The following is a 15,684-nucleotide window of genomic DNA, read 5'->3' as shown; positions in this document are numbered from 1 at the left end:
AGAATATGAACCGACTTCAGTTTGGTTCTGAGTCTAGGTTCGTGCCGGGTGGGCGACAAGGCCCAGGACGGGGGAGCGGAGTGTCAGCCGCCGCCGAGGCGGTCCGCCAGGCAGGCGAGGTAGAGGGCCATGGTGGCACGGTGGTCGCGCAGCGGGCGGCCGGTGATCTGCTCGATCTTGTTCATGCGGTACAGCACGGTGTTGCGGTGGATGTGCAGGGCCGAGGACGCCCGTACGAGGTTGAATCCGTTCTCGCACCACGCGGTGATCGTGTCGCGCAGTGCCGGCCAGTCCGGCTGGGTGCGCAGCCCGGCCGCCGTGACGTCGAGCAGCCGGCCGCGCGCGGACTGGCTCGCCGACGCGAGGACCTGGTGGACGCGTAGATCATCGATGAGATGGACGGGTGAGCCGCCCTCCGGCCGGGCGCCCAGCCGGAGGGCGTCGCAGGCGTCCTGGTAGGAGTCGTGGAGACCGCTCACGGAAGTCGCCGGCTCGCCGATCCCCACGCGGGCGGCGAGGCCGTCCTGCGCGGCGATGACGTCGGTGATCCGTCGGCAGTCGGCGACCAGCTCCGCCATCGGACGGCGGGGCGGCAGCCGGTGCAGGACGCCGATCCAGCCGGGAGCCGTGCCGGCCACGATGTCCTGCGGGTCGGCGAAGACCTCGCGCACGGTGCGCAGCAGTTCCGAGCGGACCAGCGCCATGTCCTGCGGAGGGGCGCCGCGCCGGCGGGCCGCCGCGCCGGGCACGGTCACCTCGACGGCCACCGCGACCCGGCCCAGCCTCAGGTCGAAGCCGAGTTCGGCGGCGCGGAACATCAGGAACTCGCCTTCGACGACCTGGGGATCGTAGGCGGCGATCTCGGCGAGCAGGTTCTCCGTGGCCCGCTCGGCGAGCAGACGGGAGCGCAGCATCACGGACTCCCGCAGCAGGATCTCCGTCTGCCGCTTCACCAGCAGTCCGAAACGCCGCACCTGGGCGGGTGTCCCGGTGATCCCGACCGTGCCCACCGCCCGCCCGTCCGTGACCAGGGGCAGGGTGACCCCGGGGCGCACCCCCCGCAGCAGCTGCGCCTGGGGCGCGCTGTGCGTGGCCGGTTCCTTGGTGCGGACGACCTCGACGGACGCCTCGTGGAAGGTGCCCACCCGGCTTCGGTCGCCGCTGCCGATGACCATGCCCTCCGCGTCGGTGATCAGCACGTTGAAGCCGATGACGGCGGAGGTGTCCCCGGCGATCTCCTGCGCGAGTGACGGGCTCAGCACGGACGCTCCTCCCCTCGCGGGCGGACCGGACTGGACGCACCGTACAGGGGATCGAGCGATTCCAGCCACAATTTCATACGAAGTGAACGGTGACGGGTGGCGGATGGATCCCTAGCGTAGGGCCCCATCGATCCCCGCCGGGGGCACAGTGTGGTGAACGGCGGGTCCCCTCAGCGCCCATCTCCTCAGTGCCGATACGGAAGGCCCGAGCCGATGACCCGTGTGCGTTCACTGGTATCCGCTTTGTCTGCAATACTTCTGCTTTCGTCGGTCGCCGCCTGTGGTTCCGGCGACGACGACGCCCCGAAGAACGTCTCCGCGAAGACCGCGGCCCTCGGCACGCTGACACCCGGCGTCATCAAGGTGGCCGTCGAGCCCTACGCGCCGTACACCACCGTCCAGGGCGGCAGGATCGTCGGCCTGGACGGCGACATCCTCGCCTACGCGGCCGAGAAGCTGGGCCTGAAGGTCGAGCCGCAGACCACCGACTTCGCCGGCATGCTCGCCGGAGTGCAGTCCCACCGGGTGGACATCACCATCGGCGGTGTGGCCTGGACGGCCGACCGGCAGAAGCAGGGGCTGTTCACCGACCCGCCCTACTACTCACCGCCCGCGATGGCCGTGCGCAGCGGCAAGACGTACAAGACGGTCGACGACCTCAAGGGCCTCGACCTGGGCACCGTCGAGGGCTATGTCTGGGTCAAGTCCATCCAGTCCGTGCCCGGCGCCAAGCTGCACGCCTACCCGGACGCCACCGGAGTCTTCGACGACCTCGGCGCGGGCCGGATCGACGTCGGTTTCCTCGACCCGCTGATCATCATCGCGGCGCAGAAGCAGCGTCCCGACCTGAAGATCACCACCGAGTACCTGACCCCGCCGACCGCCCTCGAGGTCAAGGCGAAGCCCGCCTACCAGTACTTCCAGCCGTACCAGACCGGTTTCTACCTCCCCAAGAAGGCCACCAGGCTGGAGAAGGCGATCTCCGCGCAGATCGACGCCATGTACAAGAACGGTGAGATGGCCAAGCTGGTGAAGAAGTACGGCGGCGACCCCGAACAGTTCCTCAAGCCGTCCGCCGACGTCGCCACCACCCGGCGTGGCGTGGACCGGCCCGGCACCTGGACCCCGCCGTCCATCGGACAGTGAGGGGGAACGACATGTCAGGCCTCTTCCAGGTCCCCTGGTCCGACTACCGCTCCGACCTGATCGACGCGCTCGGACGCACCGTCTCCTACACCCTGGTCAGCTTCGTCGGCGCCGTCCTGCTCGGTCTCGCCGTGGCCCTGCTCCGGCTGAGCAGGGCATGGCCCGCACGGGCCGTCGCCGCCGTCTACACCGAGGTGTTCAAGAACGTCCCGCTGCTGGCCATCATCTTCCTCACCTACTTCGGACTGGCCTCGGCCGGGATCCGGCTGGACGTGTTCACGGCCGGCTGTCTCAGCCTCGTCGTCTTCTACGCCGCCTACCTGTCCGAGATCTTCCGCTCCGCGATCAGCGGAGTGCACGCCGGACAGACCGAGGCAGGCGAGGCTCTCGGGCTCGGCCGGGTGGGCATCTTCGCCCATGTCGTCCTGCCCCAGGCCGTCCGGCAGGCCCTGCCCGGCACCAACACCATGCTGGTCGACCTGCTGAAGTCCACGTCCCTGCTCGTCACGGTCTCCGCCGCCGAGCTGATGTCGGAGGGCAGGCTCATCACCTCGTCCACCTTCCGGGCGCTGGAGGTGTACCTGGTCATCTCGGCCATCTACTTCGCCCTGTGCTACCCGCTCTCCCAGCTCCTGCTGCTGCTGGAGCGCAAGGTGCGCGCCGGAGTCCCGCTGTCCCCCTGGCGGCGGCGCCGGGTGCGCGCCGCCCGTGCGCTGCTCGCGGCCGACCTCGGCTCGGCAGCCGTCCGGAAGGAGACGACCGTATGACCGAGCCCGCAGCCATGGCGAAGACCGTCCCACCGGCCGGCGCCGAGGCGGTCGTACGGATCGAGGGGCTCAGCAAGTCCTTCGACGGCCGCCTGGTCCTCGACGATGTGAGCCTGGAGGTCGACCGTGGCCGCATCGTGTCCGTCATCGGGCAGAGCGGCGGCGGCAAGACGACCCTGATGCGCTGCGTCAACCTGCTGGAACGCCCCGACCGGGGCACCGTCGAGGTGGCCGGTGAGGTGGTCCACCGGGGCGGCCGCACGGTCTGCCGCGACCTGCCCCGGCTGCGCCGCACCGTCGGCATGGTCTTCCAGCGGTTCAACCTGTTCCCGCACCTCACGGCCGTGGAGAACGTCGTGCTGGCGCAGCGCAAGGCGGGCGTCCCGGAGGACGAGGCGCTGGAACGCGCCGCGCTGCTGCTGCGCCGGGTCCGGGTGGCCCACCGCGGTCTCGCCCTGCCCGACCAGCTCTCCGGCGGGGAGCAGCAGCGGGTCGCCATCGCACGGGCCCTCGCACTCCGGCCGGAGGTGCTGCTGTTCGACGAGCCCACCTCCTCGCTCGACCCCGAGGCCACCCGGGAAGTGCTGGGCGTGATGCGCGAGTTGGCCGCCGACGGGATGACGATGCTGCTGGTCACCCATGAACTGCCGTTCGCCCGCGAGGTGTCCGACCACGTGGTCTTCGTCGACGGGGGCCGGATCGTGGAGGAGGGCGGACCCGCGGACGTCCTCGACCGGCCCGCCCAGGCCCGCACCCGGGAGTTCCTCGCCGCCTACGGGGCAGCGTCATGAGCGCGCCCGTGGTGGTGGTCGGCGGCGGCGTGGTGGGCCTGTGCACCGCGTACTACCTGGCCGCCGAGGGCCTCGCGGTGGAGGTCGTCGAACGGCGGGCCCTGGGTTCCGGGGCGTCCCGTGGCAACGCCGGCTGGGTGTGCCTCAGCCATTCGACACCGGTCCCCGCTCCGGGGGTCGTACGGTACGCGCTGCGCTCGCTGGGACGGCCGGACTCGCCGTTGTACCTGCGGCCGCTGCCCGACCCGGCGTTCGTCCGGTGGCTGTGGCGGTTCTGGCGCAGCAGCGCACCGGCCGCCTTCCGGCGCGGCTACATGGCGATCGCCGAGCTGAACCGCACCACCTTCGACCTCTTCGACGGTCTGCGCGAGGCCGGGGTCGAGACGACCCTGACCCGGCCCGGCATGGTCCACGCGTTCCTGTCCGCGGCCGAGGCCCGCCACCATCTCGCCGTGCAGCGGCAGATGGCCGACGGCCGCTATCCGATGCCGGACGACGTGGTCACCGGGGACGAGGCCCGGCTGCTGGACCCGGCTCTGTCGCCCGAGGTGCGCGCGGCCTACCTCGTCGAGGGGGAGGGCGTGGTCGACCCGGAGGCCTTCGCCCACGGGCTCGGGGAGGCGCTGGCCGCCGCGGGGGTGAAGGTGCACGAGAACGTCGAGGCCCTCGGGTTCCGTACGTCCGGGGACCGGGTCACCGCGCTGCGCACCGAGCAGGGGGAGATCCCCTGCGAGGCCGTCGTCATCACCTCCGGCATCCGCTCGTCCGATCTGCTGAGCGCACTGGGCCGGCCGCTGCCCCTCCAGGCGGGCAAGGGCTACAGCTTCTCGGTGGACCTGGACACGCCGCCCCGGCACACGCTGTACTTCGGCGAGCGCAGGGCCGTCGCCTCACCGATCGGCGCCACCACCCGGATCGGCGGCACCATGGAGCTCAGCGGCAACAACAACCGGCTCGACTGGCGCCGGGTCGTCGCCGTCGCCCTGGCCAGCCGGCACTATCTGGGCCGCTGGTTCGACGACCCGGACGATCTGATCGGCCTGATCCGCGACCCCTGGGTCGGCGGACGGCCCTTCCTCCCCGACGGCCTGCCGGTCATCGACCGGGTGCCGGGATACGGCAACGCGTTCGCGGCCACGGGCCACGGCATGCTCGGCGTCACCCTGGGGCCGGTCACCGGCCGTATGCTCACCGACTACGTCCGCACCGGCCGCCGCCCCGAGGTCCTCGACCCGTTCCGCTTCGGCCGGCCGGGGTGGTGAGCCGACGGCGCGGCGAGGACACGGAGTCGGAGGGCCGCAGTGCTGTAGCGGCCGGCCGGGGCGGACAGTTCGAAGAGCGTGAGTCCGCCGACCACCGGCCCTTCACCCCATCTCCTCGGCCAGTGCCGCCAGTTCCTCGTCCGTGAGCAGCCGACCCTCGCGCGCCATCAGCGTCCGTGCCGCGTCGAGGACGACGTCCAGCCGGGCGGGGTCGAGTGCGACGCCGTGGGCCGTCAGCTTGTCGGCCAGGGTGTAGGGGCCGCTGTCGGGGGTGAAGGGGACCCGGCGGGTGTTGCCCACCAGGGAGGGCTCCAGGCAGTTGTGGAGCAGGGGGTCGACGTCGGTCTCCTGGGTGATGAAGTCCAGCCCGCCCCAGCAGAAGGCGTGGCTGCCGGTCACCGGATGATTCCACGCCGTGTGATACCCCGTCAGTTCCTCACCCGCCCTGGCGAGTTCGGTGAGGTGCTCGGTCCTGATGCCGGTGCGCACCCCGTACAGCGCCTCGAAGGCGAGGGCCGTCGCCGCGAGGTCGGCGTTGCCCGGCCCGCCGCAGTAGCCGTTGACGGACAGTTCGACGACGGTGGCGCCCGCCCGGACGGCGGCGACCGCGCAGCCGACGGCCAGCCCGAAGGCGTTGTGCGGGTGGAGGCCGACCTCGACGGCCGGGGCGAGCGCACGGGTCAGCCCTACCAGATGCGCGTAGCCTTCCGGGCTCATCCCGCCCGGCCCGTCGAACAGGGTGAGTTCCCCCGCGCCGGCGGCGGCCAGGGCGGTCACCGCCTCCGCGTGGCTCTCCTCGGTCGCGTACGACACCATGAGCAGTGGCACGACCACGTCGAGGCCGCGCTCACGGGCGTACGACACGAGCCGCGCCGCACGCGCCAGTACGGCGGCCCGGTCCCGCGGCGTGCCGTCGGTGCGCCACTCCTCGCCGCGCCAGGACCGCGCGTACGCCGTCGGCTGGTACAGCAGCGAGGTCTCGCCGAACGCCTGCACCCACACCTGTACGGCGTCGTAACCGGCCGCGGCCGCGCGGTCGATGTCGTCCGCGGACCGCATCAGCGGGCACACCACCCGGCATCGCGCGTTCTCGCCCTTGACGAGGTCCACCTCGCCCTTCAGCGCCGCGTCGCCCCGGCCGCCGAGCCCGGCCGTGACGACCTCGGGCACCTCGCTGCGGACGAGCCGCCGCAGGAACGACTCCTTCGCCTCCGCCGAGGCCACGACCCCCGGCAGTGTCTCCACCGAGCGCAGGGTCGCGTCCCGCAGCCGCACCGTCGGCGGCAGTGCACCGACCACGTCCGTACGGCGGTTGAGGGGGCTGACCGACCAGCGGCCGGGCTCGTGGGCGCCGGGAACGCGGCGCGCGGCCAGCTCCGCGCGGAAACGCGCGACCTCTTCGGGGGTGAACACGGGCGGCTTGTCCATGGGTCCATCCAAACGCTGTGTCGACACTAAAGGCAATACGCATGTATCTACAGGCAAGATGTTTACTTTCTGTCGACACATGGCTAGAACTGTCGACAGTTTCGTCACCCGAGCGAGGGAGAGCACCGTGACCCGAGACCTGCCCGACGGCCTGCCCGACCGACGGCGTGGCCGCCTCGCCGGCCGCATCGCCGTCATCGGCGGAGCCGGCAGCGTCGGCCCTGGCTGGGGCAACGGCCGCGCCACCGCCGTGATCTTCGCCCGGGAGGGTGCCACCGTCCTCCTCGCCGACCGGGACGAGGAGTCCCTGGAGGTCACCGCACGGCAGATCCGCGACGAGGGCGGCACCGCGCACGCGTCGGTCCTCGACGTGACCGAACCCGCCGCCGTCCAGGCGTACTTCGCCGAGTGCGAGCGGCGGGCCGGACGCGTCGACATCCTGGTCAACAACGTGGGCGGATCCCGGCCCGGCGGCGCCGTCGACCTCAGCCTGGAGGACTGGGAGAGCCAGCTGCGCACCAACCTCACCAGCGCGTTCCTGGCCTGCAAGCACGCCGTGCCCGTCATGCGGCGCGGCGGCGGGGGCGCGATCGTCAACACCGCCTCGGCGTCCGGACTGCGCTGGACGGGCGCCGCGCAGGTCGGGTACGCGGCCGCGAAGGCCGCGGTCATCCAGCTGTCCCGGGTCAGCGCCGTGGAGTACGCGCCGGACGGCATCCGGGTGAACACCGTGGTGCCCGGCCAGCTCCACACCCCCATGGTCGAGGCCCGTCTCGCCCACCAGCGTGCGGGCGGGGACGTGGCGAAGCTGCTGGCCCAGCGGCAGGCCCGGATCCCCCTCGGCTTCATGGGCGACGGCCGCGACACGGCCTACGCGGCGCTCTTCCTCGCCTCCGACGAGGCTCGCTTCGTCACCGGCACGGAGCTCGTCGTCGACGGCGGAATGACGGCCCGCTGTGACTGAGCCGGCCGTCCACCCGACCGAACCGGCCTTCCACGAGCCCGAGTCGGTGCCCTCCCCTGGCTGCCCGCCCCCGCACCCCGCCCCCCGCACCCCGTCCCTGGCGCTCCCCCGGAACAGCTGTGACGCCCACTGCCACATCCTCGGGCCCGCTCACGCCTTCCCCTACGCCCCGGACCGCACCTTCACCCCCCTCGACGCGCCCAAGGAACAACTGCGGGCCCTGCACGCCCATTTGGGCCTGAGCCGGGCCGTGGTCGTGCAGTCCTCCTGCCACGGCCACGACCACGCCGTCCTGCTCGACGCCCTGGACGCCTCGGGCGGACGGCTGCGCGGCGTGGCCCTGATCGGGGAGAACAGCACCCGGGCCGAGGTCGAGGAACTGCACCGGGCAGGCGTACGCGGCTTCCGCCTCAACTTCCTGCCCCATCTGCGCACCCCGCCCACCCGCGCCGAGATCGACACGGTGCTGGAGCGGGTCGACGGACTCGGCTGGGTCGCCCAACTCCACGTCCGCGGCGAGGAGATCGCTCTCCTCGAGGGCCTGGTGCGCGCGCTGCCCGGCAGGGTGGTCGTCGACCACATCGGACGGGTCGACCTCGCCGCCGGGGACGACGGGCCGGCGCTGCGCAGTCTGCGCGCCCTGCTCGACAGCGGGAACGTCTGGGTGAAGGTCAGCGGCGTGGACCGGGTCTCCCGGCAGGGGCCGCCGTACGCCGACGCGGTGGCGCTGGCCGCCTCGCTGGTGGCGCACGCGCCGGAGCGCGTGGTGTGGGGTACCGACTATCCGCACGTCAACATCACGGGTGAGGCCCCGGACGACGGCCTGCTCGTCGACCTCCTCGAACGCATCGCGCCCGACCCCGCTCACCTCAGGCGGCTGATGGTCGACAACCCGGCAGAGCTCTTCGACTTCCCGGCCACTCCGTAGTGTCGGCAGAAACGCACAGGTTTTTCGCCGTCTCAGCCCTTGAAGGCCAAAAGTGTCGACAGTAGTGTCCCGACTCGAACCCCGTGAGAGGAGGACCGCCATGGCTGGGTCGTCCCCGGACAGCCTGCTGAGGCGAGGCGACGCCGGATACGAGCAGGCTCGGCTCGACGCCGTCTGGAACGAGCGCAAACCCGACCGGTACCCCGAGGTCATCGTGCGCGCCGCCGACGAGCAGGACGTGGTGGCCGCCGTCCGGCTGGCCCGCAGCGAAGGGCTCGCCATCGGGATCCGCTCCGGCGGGCACAGCTGGGTGGGCAACGGGGTGCGGGACGGCGGCATGCTGCTCGACCTCTCCCGGCTGCGGGACGTCACCGTCGACCCGGCGGCGCGCACTGCCGCGGTCCAGCCCGCGGTCAAGGGGCCCGCCCTGCTCGAACGACTCGCTCCACACGGCTTGTTCTTCCCCACCGGACACGCCCCCACCGTCGGTGTCGGAGGTTTCCTCCTCGGCGGCGGATACGGCTGGAACTCACGCCGTCTGGGCCCCGCCTGTCTCAGCATCGAGGCGCTCGACGTCGTCCTCGCCGACGGCACGCTCGTCCACGCCACCGACGCCACCCACCCCGACCTGCTGTGGGCGGCGCGTGGCAGCGGCCCCGGCTTCTTCGGCGTCGTCACCCGCTTCCACCTCGCCCTGCACGACCTGCCGCGCCGTGTACTGCGCACCGTGCACAGCTACCCGCTGGAACTGCGCGACGAGGTGCTGGCGTGGTCGTACGACACCCTTGAACGCCTGCATCCCGGCGTCGAGTTCTCCGCGAAAGTCGGCTTCACGCCGGGATCGGGCCGGCAGACGGTGTCCGTCACCGCCACCGCCTTCTGCGAGAGCGACGACAACCCGCTCGCCCCGCTGGAGGACGCACCCTTCCGCGACCGGGCGGTGCGCGCGCGGGTGGCGGAGGAGACCACCACCGCGGCCCTTTACGACCACGCCGACCGGCTGACACCGCCCGGGATGCGCTGGGCGCTCGACGGTATCTGGACCGACGCGCCGGTGGACGAGGTCCTGGACCAGGCAGGGCCGCTCCTCGACACCGTCCCCGACACCACGAGCCACGTCCTGTGGATGCTCTGGGGCGGCTTCCCGGAGCGCAAGGACGCCTGCTGGTCCAGCCAGGCCAAGCTGTACCTCTCGCCCAACGCGGGCTGGAGCGACCCCGCCGACGACCTGGCCCACGAGCAGTGGGCGCACGGCGGGCTCGCCCGCCTCCAGCACCTGTCGACAGGGCTGCAGTTCTCCGACAACAACCTCGCCGACCGCTTCGACCACGGGCTCAGCCCGGCGAACGCCGCGCGCCTGGAGGAGATCCGGGCCGTGTACGACCCCGAGGGCCGCTTCCACGGCTACATGACCCCCCGGGAATCCACCACCGCCTACGCCGCCGCGGGACACGCGCGGACGCACTAGCCAGAAACAGTCAGGAGAGCCGTTCCATGGAAACCTCGAGAAGCCCGCGGCGCCGCATGCCCGTCGTCCTGTCCGCCCTGGCCACCGCCGGAGCCCTCACCCTCACCGGCTGCGGCGGCGGCTCCGCCGGCGCGACCACCGCCGACGGCAAGGCCAAGGTCACCGTCCTGCGCTCCAACGGAGCCATCTTCGAACCGCTCTACATCGCCGAACAGCAGGGCTACTTCAAGTCCGCGAACCTGGACGTCACCATCAAGGCCGGCGCCCAGGACACCTCACAGAACGCGCCGTCCGTACTCAACGGCGAGGCGCAGTTCGCGATGACGGACAGCTCCGGCTTCCTCAAGGGCGCCGCGCAGGACATGCCGATCCGGATCGTCACCGGACTGCAGTCCGCGACGACGAAGACCGACCCCACCGACGGGCTGCTGGTGAAGAAGGACAGCCCGATCGAGTCGTTCGCCGACCTGGAGGGCAAGACCGTCGGCGTCTCCGCGCTCGGCGGCACCATCCAGTTCATCTGCGAGTATCTGGTGCAGAAGGCCGGCGGTGACCCGGGCAAGGTCAAGTTCGTGGCCCTGCCCACGACTTCGCTCACCGACGCCGCCACATCCGGCAAGACCGACGCGGTGTTCTCCTTCGGCCCCTTCTACTTCGCCGGCAAGGACAGCGGACTGCGCTCCATCGGCAACGGCATGAACGACGTGCCCGGCATGGTCCAGGGCCTGCTGTTCTCCAGCGAGCAATACCTCGGGAAGAACGCGGACACCGCGAAGAAGTTCGTCGACGCCGTCGCCAAGGCCATCACCTACGCCAACGCGCACCCGGAGGCCGTCAAGGCCATCGACAAGAAGTACACCCAGGTGCCGGCGGACTTCATCGACAAGCACGACACCAACCACTACGACAAGAACCTCGACACGACGGTCATGCGCACGGTCATCACCAAGATGCACGAGTTCGACCTGCTCGACAACGAGCCGAAGGACGACGCGCTCTACTGGGACCAGGCCCCGACGTCGGCCGGGGAGTAGCGGTGGCGAAGGTCCGTCTGCTGCAACTCGGCGCGCTCGCCGTCGTGCTGGCGCTGTGGGCGCTGATCGCCGCGGCCGGCCTGGTCAGCGCGACCGCGCTTCCGGGGCCGCGCGCCGTCGCCTTCGCCCTCGGTGACCTCCTCGGCAGCGGAGGCTTCTGGCAGGCGGTCGGCCAGACCCTGCGCGGCGCGGTCACCGGCCTGCTCGTGGCCGTCGCCGTGGGCGTCCCGGTCGGACTGCTCACCGGGGTGTACGAGGCGGCCGAGGAGTCCTCCCGGCTGCTCCTCGAGATCCTCCGCTCCTTCCCGGTGATCGCCCTGCTCCCGGTGTTCCTGCTGGTCCTCGGCTCGACCCCGGGCATGAAGGCCACCGTGGTCTTCCTCGCCTGCGTCTTCCCGGTGCTGCTGCAGGCCCAGTACGGGGCGCGCGGCGTGAGCCGGGCCGTGCACGAGACCGTGCACGCCTACCGCATCCCGCGGCTGCTGAGCCTGCGCCGGGTGGTCCTGCCGGCCGCCGCACCCTCGATCATGACGGGGCTGCGGCTGGCGGCCACCACGTCCGTCCTCGTCGCCATCGGTGTCGAGGTGCTCACCACGCTCCCCGGCATCGGCCACATGATCATGGAGTCACAGGCGGCGGGCGCCTCCGCCCGGGCCTACGCGTACATCCTGACCGCCGGCGCCATCGGGCACACGATCACTCTGCTCGCCCAGTTCGCCGAGCACCGGCTGCTGGCCTGGCGCCCGCCGACCCGGACGGGAGAGGAGTGAGCCGCGTGCCCTGGAAGCCGATCCTGCGTCAACTATGGCTGCCCGCCCTGGTGTTCGTCGTCCTGCTGGTGTCCACCGCGGGCAGCACCAGCTTCTACTTCCCGCCGCTCACCGAGGTCCTCGCCGCCCTGTGGCGGGAGCTCGTGCACGGCGACCTCCTCGGCGACCTGCTCTTCAGCCTCCGCAACATCCTGACCGGCCTCGCCCTCGCCACCGTGGTCGGGGTGGGCGCCGGCCTCGTCATCGGGGAGGTCCGCACCCTGCGCCTGGCGACCGGCCCGCTCCTCGACTTCGCCCGCGCCACCCCCACCGTCGGCTTCGTTCCCGTCATCATCCTCACCCTGGGCATCGGATCCGGACCCAAGATCTTCCTGATCTTCCTCGGCTCGGTCTGGCCGGTCCTGCTCAACACGGTCAGCGGCGTCCGGGCGATCGGCCCGGCCGTCCACGAGACCGCACGCGGCTACCGCATCCCCTGGCCCCTCAGGCTGCGCCGTGTGATCCTCCCCGGCGCCCTGCCCCAGATCCTCGCCGGCATCCGCGTCGCCCTGTCCGTCGCCGTGGTCCTCATGGTCGTCAGCGAGATCTACGGCTCGCCCGTCGGGCTCGGCAACTTCATCCTGCAGAGCGGATCCAGCTTCCATGTCGCCGAGACCTGGGCCGGAACCATCCTGATCGGCGTCCTCGGCTACGGCCTGAGTGTGCTGCTCCTGCTCGTCGAGCACCGCCTCCTGGGCTGGTACCACCAGCGCGCACCCCGCACCCGCGCCGCCCGGCCGGCCGCCGAACGCATCAAGAGCAACGGAGTCGTCGTATGACACGCGGATCGAGCCTGCACGTCGAGGACCTCGGCATGAGCTTCGGCTCGGGGCCGCAGGAACACCGGGTCCTCGACGCGCTGTCCCTGCGGGTGGACCCGGGGGAGTCGGTGTGTCTGGTCGGCCCGTCCGGCGCGGGCAAGACGACCCTCCTGCGCTGCCTCGCCGGACTGACCCGGCCGACCTCCGGCCGGGTCCGGTACGGGGACCGGCCACTGACCGAGCCGCACGCCGACATCGCCGTCGTCTCCCAGGACTACCGCGGCTCCCTGCTGCCCTGGCTGCGCGTCTGGGACAACGTCGCCTTCCCGCTCCAGGGCCGGGGCGTCAAGAAGGCCGTCCGCAGACAGCGGGCGCTGGAGTGCCTGGCCGCGGTCGGCCTCGCGGACGTCGGCGACAAGTACCCCTGGCAGCTCTCCGGCGGTATGCAGCAGCGGGTGGCCATCGCACGCGGCCTCGCCTACGACGCGCCCGTGCTGCTCATGGACGAGCCGTTCGGATCGGTGGACGCCCAGTCCCGCTTCGACCTGGAGGACCTCACCCTCGCCCTGCGCCGCCGGCTGGGCATCACCGTGGTGGTCGTCACGCACGACATCGACGAGGCCGTCTACCTCGGCGACCGGGTCGTCGTCCTCGGCGGCAGACCGACGGGCGTGCTCGAGACGCTCGACATCCCGCTCGGACCCGAACGCGACCAGCTGACCACCCGGTCCGACCCGCGCTTCACCGAACTGCGCACCCGGGTCCTGGCGTTGATCCGCGGCGAGACCGAGCTGACCCACCGCACGGTCTGACACCACTTCCCCCTCCCCCTCGACCGGCCGACGCCACGCGTCGGTCCGGCATGCCCGAAATCCGTTCAGAACAAGGGAGTTCACCGTGACGCACACCACCAGCAGGCCAGGCCCCGAGGTCACCTACCGGGCCCGTCCCCGCGCCCTGCTCGTGGCGGTGGCCGCCGCCCTGGCGCCCACCCTCACCGCCCCGGCCGTCGCCCACGCGGCGACCACCAAGGCCGGCAAGCGGATCACCGTGGCCTCCGGCGAGACCCTGGAACTGACCGAGACCACCAGGGCGAGCGTCCTCACCATCGCGGAGGGCGGCACCATCACCGCCCCCGACGGCTATCGCCTCAGCCTCACCGTGAACGGCGTGGAGACCGGCAGCGAACTGGCCGAACTCACCGACGGCCACGGCGGAGCGGCCACCGCCATAGCCGCAGGCACCTACCGCGGCACCGTGATCCTCACCGTCGCCGAGGCCACCGACGTCGCCTACAGCGACCTCACCTTCCCCTTCCGGCAGGCGATCCACGTGGACGCGGACGGCATCGACGAAGCGAAGTCGGTCCCCTCGGCCGTCCTCGGCGGCACCGTCACCGACACCTCCGCGAGCAACATCCGGCTGCTCTCCGACGGCGAGGCCTTCAACGGGGTCTACGTCACCGGCGGAGGCACCTACACCCTCACCGACGCGAAGATCTCCTACACCGGCAACGGCCGCTGTGACTTCGTCGGTTACGGCGCCTCGGTCGTCGGCACCGGCGAGGGCACCACCCTCGTCGTCGACGGCGCCACCATCGCCAACGAGGGCGTCGTCCGCACCGCGATCATCGCCGACGCCACCGCCAACGTGATCGTCAAGAACTCCACGATCCACTGCGCCAACGGAACCCTGCCCACGGAGTACGTGCCCACCGGCGACACCCGCTACATGATGGACGTCCCCTGGATGCTGGGCCTGTCCGGCAACGTACGCGCCACCAACCTGCTCGGCGCCGGCACCCGGGCCTCGTACATCAACTCCTCGATCTCCTCGGAGACCTGGGGCGCCCTCTCGGTCGACGGCGGCAGCTACTGCACGCTCACCGCCATCAACAGCACCATCGCCAACACCGGCGGGCAGGGCTACGGTTCGTACGCCATCGGCAATGTCACCGAGCACTTCCTCGGCTGCACCTTCGACGTCGGCGACTACGCCCTCATCCACTGGGGCGCGTCGGCGCACTACGGCGACAGTACCGCGGACGCCGTCGCCGACCTCAACGAGTCCCTCGAAATGGGCCTCACCGGCGCCGAGTTGAGCGCTCTGGCGGAGCGGCCGACGGTGGTGAACGCCGGTCGCTTCATGGTCCTGTGGTACGCGGCCGGGTCCGTGACCATCGACGGCGGCACGGAGGTCAACACGGGCGAGACCGCCTTCATGTGCAAGGCCGTCGCGGGCACGGTCACCGTGGACGGCTCCGAGGGTGCCACGGTCAATCCCGGGAACGGCGTCATCTTCCAGCTCATGGACACCGACCGCCCGAGCAGTGTCTCGGTCTCGGGCAAACCGTGGAAGACGGAGACCACCGGCACCTACACCGAACCGGCCGGTTCGCCCACCAGGTCGTCGAGCTGGGTCACCACCAGCAGCCAGTCCACCGACGCGAAGGCGACCTTCACCGACATCGAGCTGAAGGGTGACTTCTACAACGCGGTCCGGGGCGGCGGCAACGCGAGCCTCCAGGGCCAGAACCTGACCGTCTCCCTCACCGGCTCGACGCTCGAGGGCGTCATCTCCGCCAGTACGGCCAAGCACGGCGTCTCCACGATCACCTCGGCCGAGTACCGCGAGATCAGCGAGGTCACCAACACCCCGAGCGCGGTCGTCAACAACGGCGTCCTCGTCACCCTGGGCGCGGGCTCCGTCTGGACGGTCACCGGAACCTCGTACCTGAGCGCCCTCACCCTGGCCGCGGACGCCACGGTGACGGCCCCGTCGGGCAAGACGGTCACCCTGACGGTCGACGGCACGGCCACGGAACTCAGGGCGGGCAGCGCCTACACAGGAGCCCTCACCCTGACGGTGGCCTAGCCGTACGAAGACCGGCCCCGGGATGCGAACCGTGTCCCGGGGCCGGCGCCCAAGCGGGCTACGGCCCACACCTCTCTTTTTATGTCCACACTTTTCGCACCTCTTGACGGTGGAGAGCGTGATCGGCAGGCTGAGTGTCGACAGTTAGGGAGATCCGATGAACCTGGCGACGTTCGACGCGGGCCCGGAG

14 protein-coding genes are annotated in these 15,684 nt (G+C 71.3%); 12 read left to right on the top strand and 2 right to left on the bottom strand.

The features are described 5' to 3' along the window. Window positions 1–83 precede the first annotated feature (83 nt). Entirely contained in the window at window positions 84–1,262 is a 1,179-nt protein-coding gene (locus tag ABT057_RS01485; protein WP_352340282.1) for a CdaR family transcriptional regulator, read from the bottom strand. A gap of 243 nt (window positions 1,263–1,505) precedes the next feature. Between ABT057_RS01485 and ABT057_RS01480 the strand changes: the two genes are divergently transcribed. The 4 genes from ABT057_RS01480 to ABT057_RS01465 are packed head-to-tail and all read left to right on the top strand — an operon-like array spanning window position 1,506 to window position 5,228. Beyond that, complete coding sequence (locus tag ABT057_RS01480) at window positions 1,506–2,408, top strand: substrate-binding periplasmic protein (protein ID WP_352340280.1); 903 nt, start codon at window positions 1,506–1,508, stop codon at window positions 2,406–2,408. 11 nt (window positions 2,409–2,419) lie between these two features. Then, window positions 2,420–3,175 (top strand): amino acid ABC transporter permease, encoded by a 756-nt coding sequence (locus ABT057_RS01475; RefSeq protein WP_352340278.1) that lies wholly within the window; start codon window positions 2,420–2,422, stop codon window positions 3,173–3,175. Beyond that, window positions 3,172–3,966, top strand: a complete 795-nt coding sequence (locus ABT057_RS01470) for an amino acid ABC transporter ATP-binding protein (protein ID WP_352340276.1) — start codon at window positions 3,172–3,174, stop codon at window positions 3,964–3,966. Before ABT057_RS01475 ends, ABT057_RS01470 begins: the two co-directional genes overlap by 4 nt. After that, on the top strand, window positions 3,963–5,228 hold the full coding sequence (locus tag ABT057_RS01465) for an NAD(P)/FAD-dependent oxidoreductase (protein ID WP_352340274.1): 1,266 nt from the start codon (window positions 3,963–3,965) through the stop codon (window positions 5,226–5,228). The genes ABT057_RS01470 and ABT057_RS01465 overlap by 4 nt, the downstream gene beginning before the upstream one ends. Before the next feature lie 102 nt (window positions 5,229–5,330). Here ABT057_RS01465 and ABT057_RS01460 read toward each other — a convergent pair whose 3' ends face one another. Continuing rightward, the gene (locus tag ABT057_RS01460; protein ID WP_352340272.1) at window positions 5,331–6,656 is read right to left on the bottom strand and encodes a hydroxymethylglutaryl-CoA lyase-like TIM-barrel protein; all 1,326 of its coding nucleotides are present in this window, start codon (window positions 6,654–6,656) and stop codon (window positions 5,331–5,333) included. Between the two features lie 127 nt (window positions 6,657–6,783). Here ABT057_RS01460 and ABT057_RS01455 point away from each other — a divergent pair, with 127 nt between their 5' ends. From ABT057_RS01455 to ABT057_RS01420, 8 genes are all read left to right on the top strand, one after another. Continuing rightward, window positions 6,784–7,620, top strand: a complete 837-nt coding sequence (locus tag ABT057_RS01455) for an SDR family NAD(P)-dependent oxidoreductase (protein WP_352340270.1) — start codon at window positions 6,784–6,786, stop codon at window positions 7,618–7,620. Continuing rightward, window positions 7,613–8,548, top strand: coding sequence for an amidohydrolase family protein (locus ABT057_RS01450; RefSeq protein ID WP_352340268.1), 936 nt, complete (start codon window positions 7,613–7,615; stop codon window positions 8,546–8,548). Before ABT057_RS01455 ends, ABT057_RS01450 begins: the two co-directional genes overlap by 8 nt. Window positions 8,549–8,648: 100 nt before the next feature. Next, complete coding sequence (locus tag ABT057_RS01445) at window positions 8,649–10,016, top strand: FAD-binding oxidoreductase (protein ID WP_352340266.1); 1,368 nt, start codon at window positions 8,649–8,651, stop codon at window positions 10,014–10,016. Between the two features lie 26 nt (window positions 10,017–10,042). Continuing rightward, window positions 10,043–11,050 carry an ABC transporter substrate-binding protein gene (locus tag ABT057_RS01440; protein WP_352340264.1) on the top strand — a complete coding sequence of 336 codons (1,008 nt, stop codon included), beginning with the start codon at window positions 10,043–10,045 and terminating at the stop codon, window positions 11,048–11,050. Between the two features lie 2 nt (window positions 11,051–11,052). Beyond that, window positions 11,053–11,820, top strand: a complete 768-nt coding sequence (locus tag ABT057_RS01435) for an ABC transporter permease (protein ID WP_352340262.1) — start codon at window positions 11,053–11,055, stop codon at window positions 11,818–11,820. 5 nt (window positions 11,821–11,825) lie between these two features. After that, entirely contained in the window at window positions 11,826–12,638 is an 813-nt protein-coding gene (locus tag ABT057_RS01430; RefSeq protein ID WP_352340260.1) for an ABC transporter permease, read from the top strand. Next, window positions 12,635–13,432, top strand: coding sequence for an ABC transporter ATP-binding protein (locus ABT057_RS01425; RefSeq protein WP_352340258.1), 798 nt, complete (start codon window positions 12,635–12,637; stop codon window positions 13,430–13,432). The genes ABT057_RS01430 and ABT057_RS01425 overlap by 4 nt, the downstream gene beginning before the upstream one ends. An 85-nt stretch (window positions 13,433–13,517) precedes the next feature. Next, complete coding sequence (locus ABT057_RS01420; protein ID WP_352340256.1) at window positions 13,518–15,494, top strand: autotransporter outer membrane beta-barrel domain-containing protein; 1,977 nt, start codon at window positions 13,518–13,520, stop codon at window positions 15,492–15,494. Window positions 15,495–15,684: the final 190 nt, after the last annotated feature.

Origin of the sequence: Streptomyces sp. NPDC002588, assembly GCF_040295925.1 — a bacterium.
Classification (GTDB): domain Bacteria; phylum Actinomycetota; class Actinomycetes; order Streptomycetales; family Streptomycetaceae; genus Streptomyces.
The sequence above is the reverse complement of the archived record's forward strand: the minus strand, read 5'-3'. Positions and strand labels throughout refer to the sequence as shown.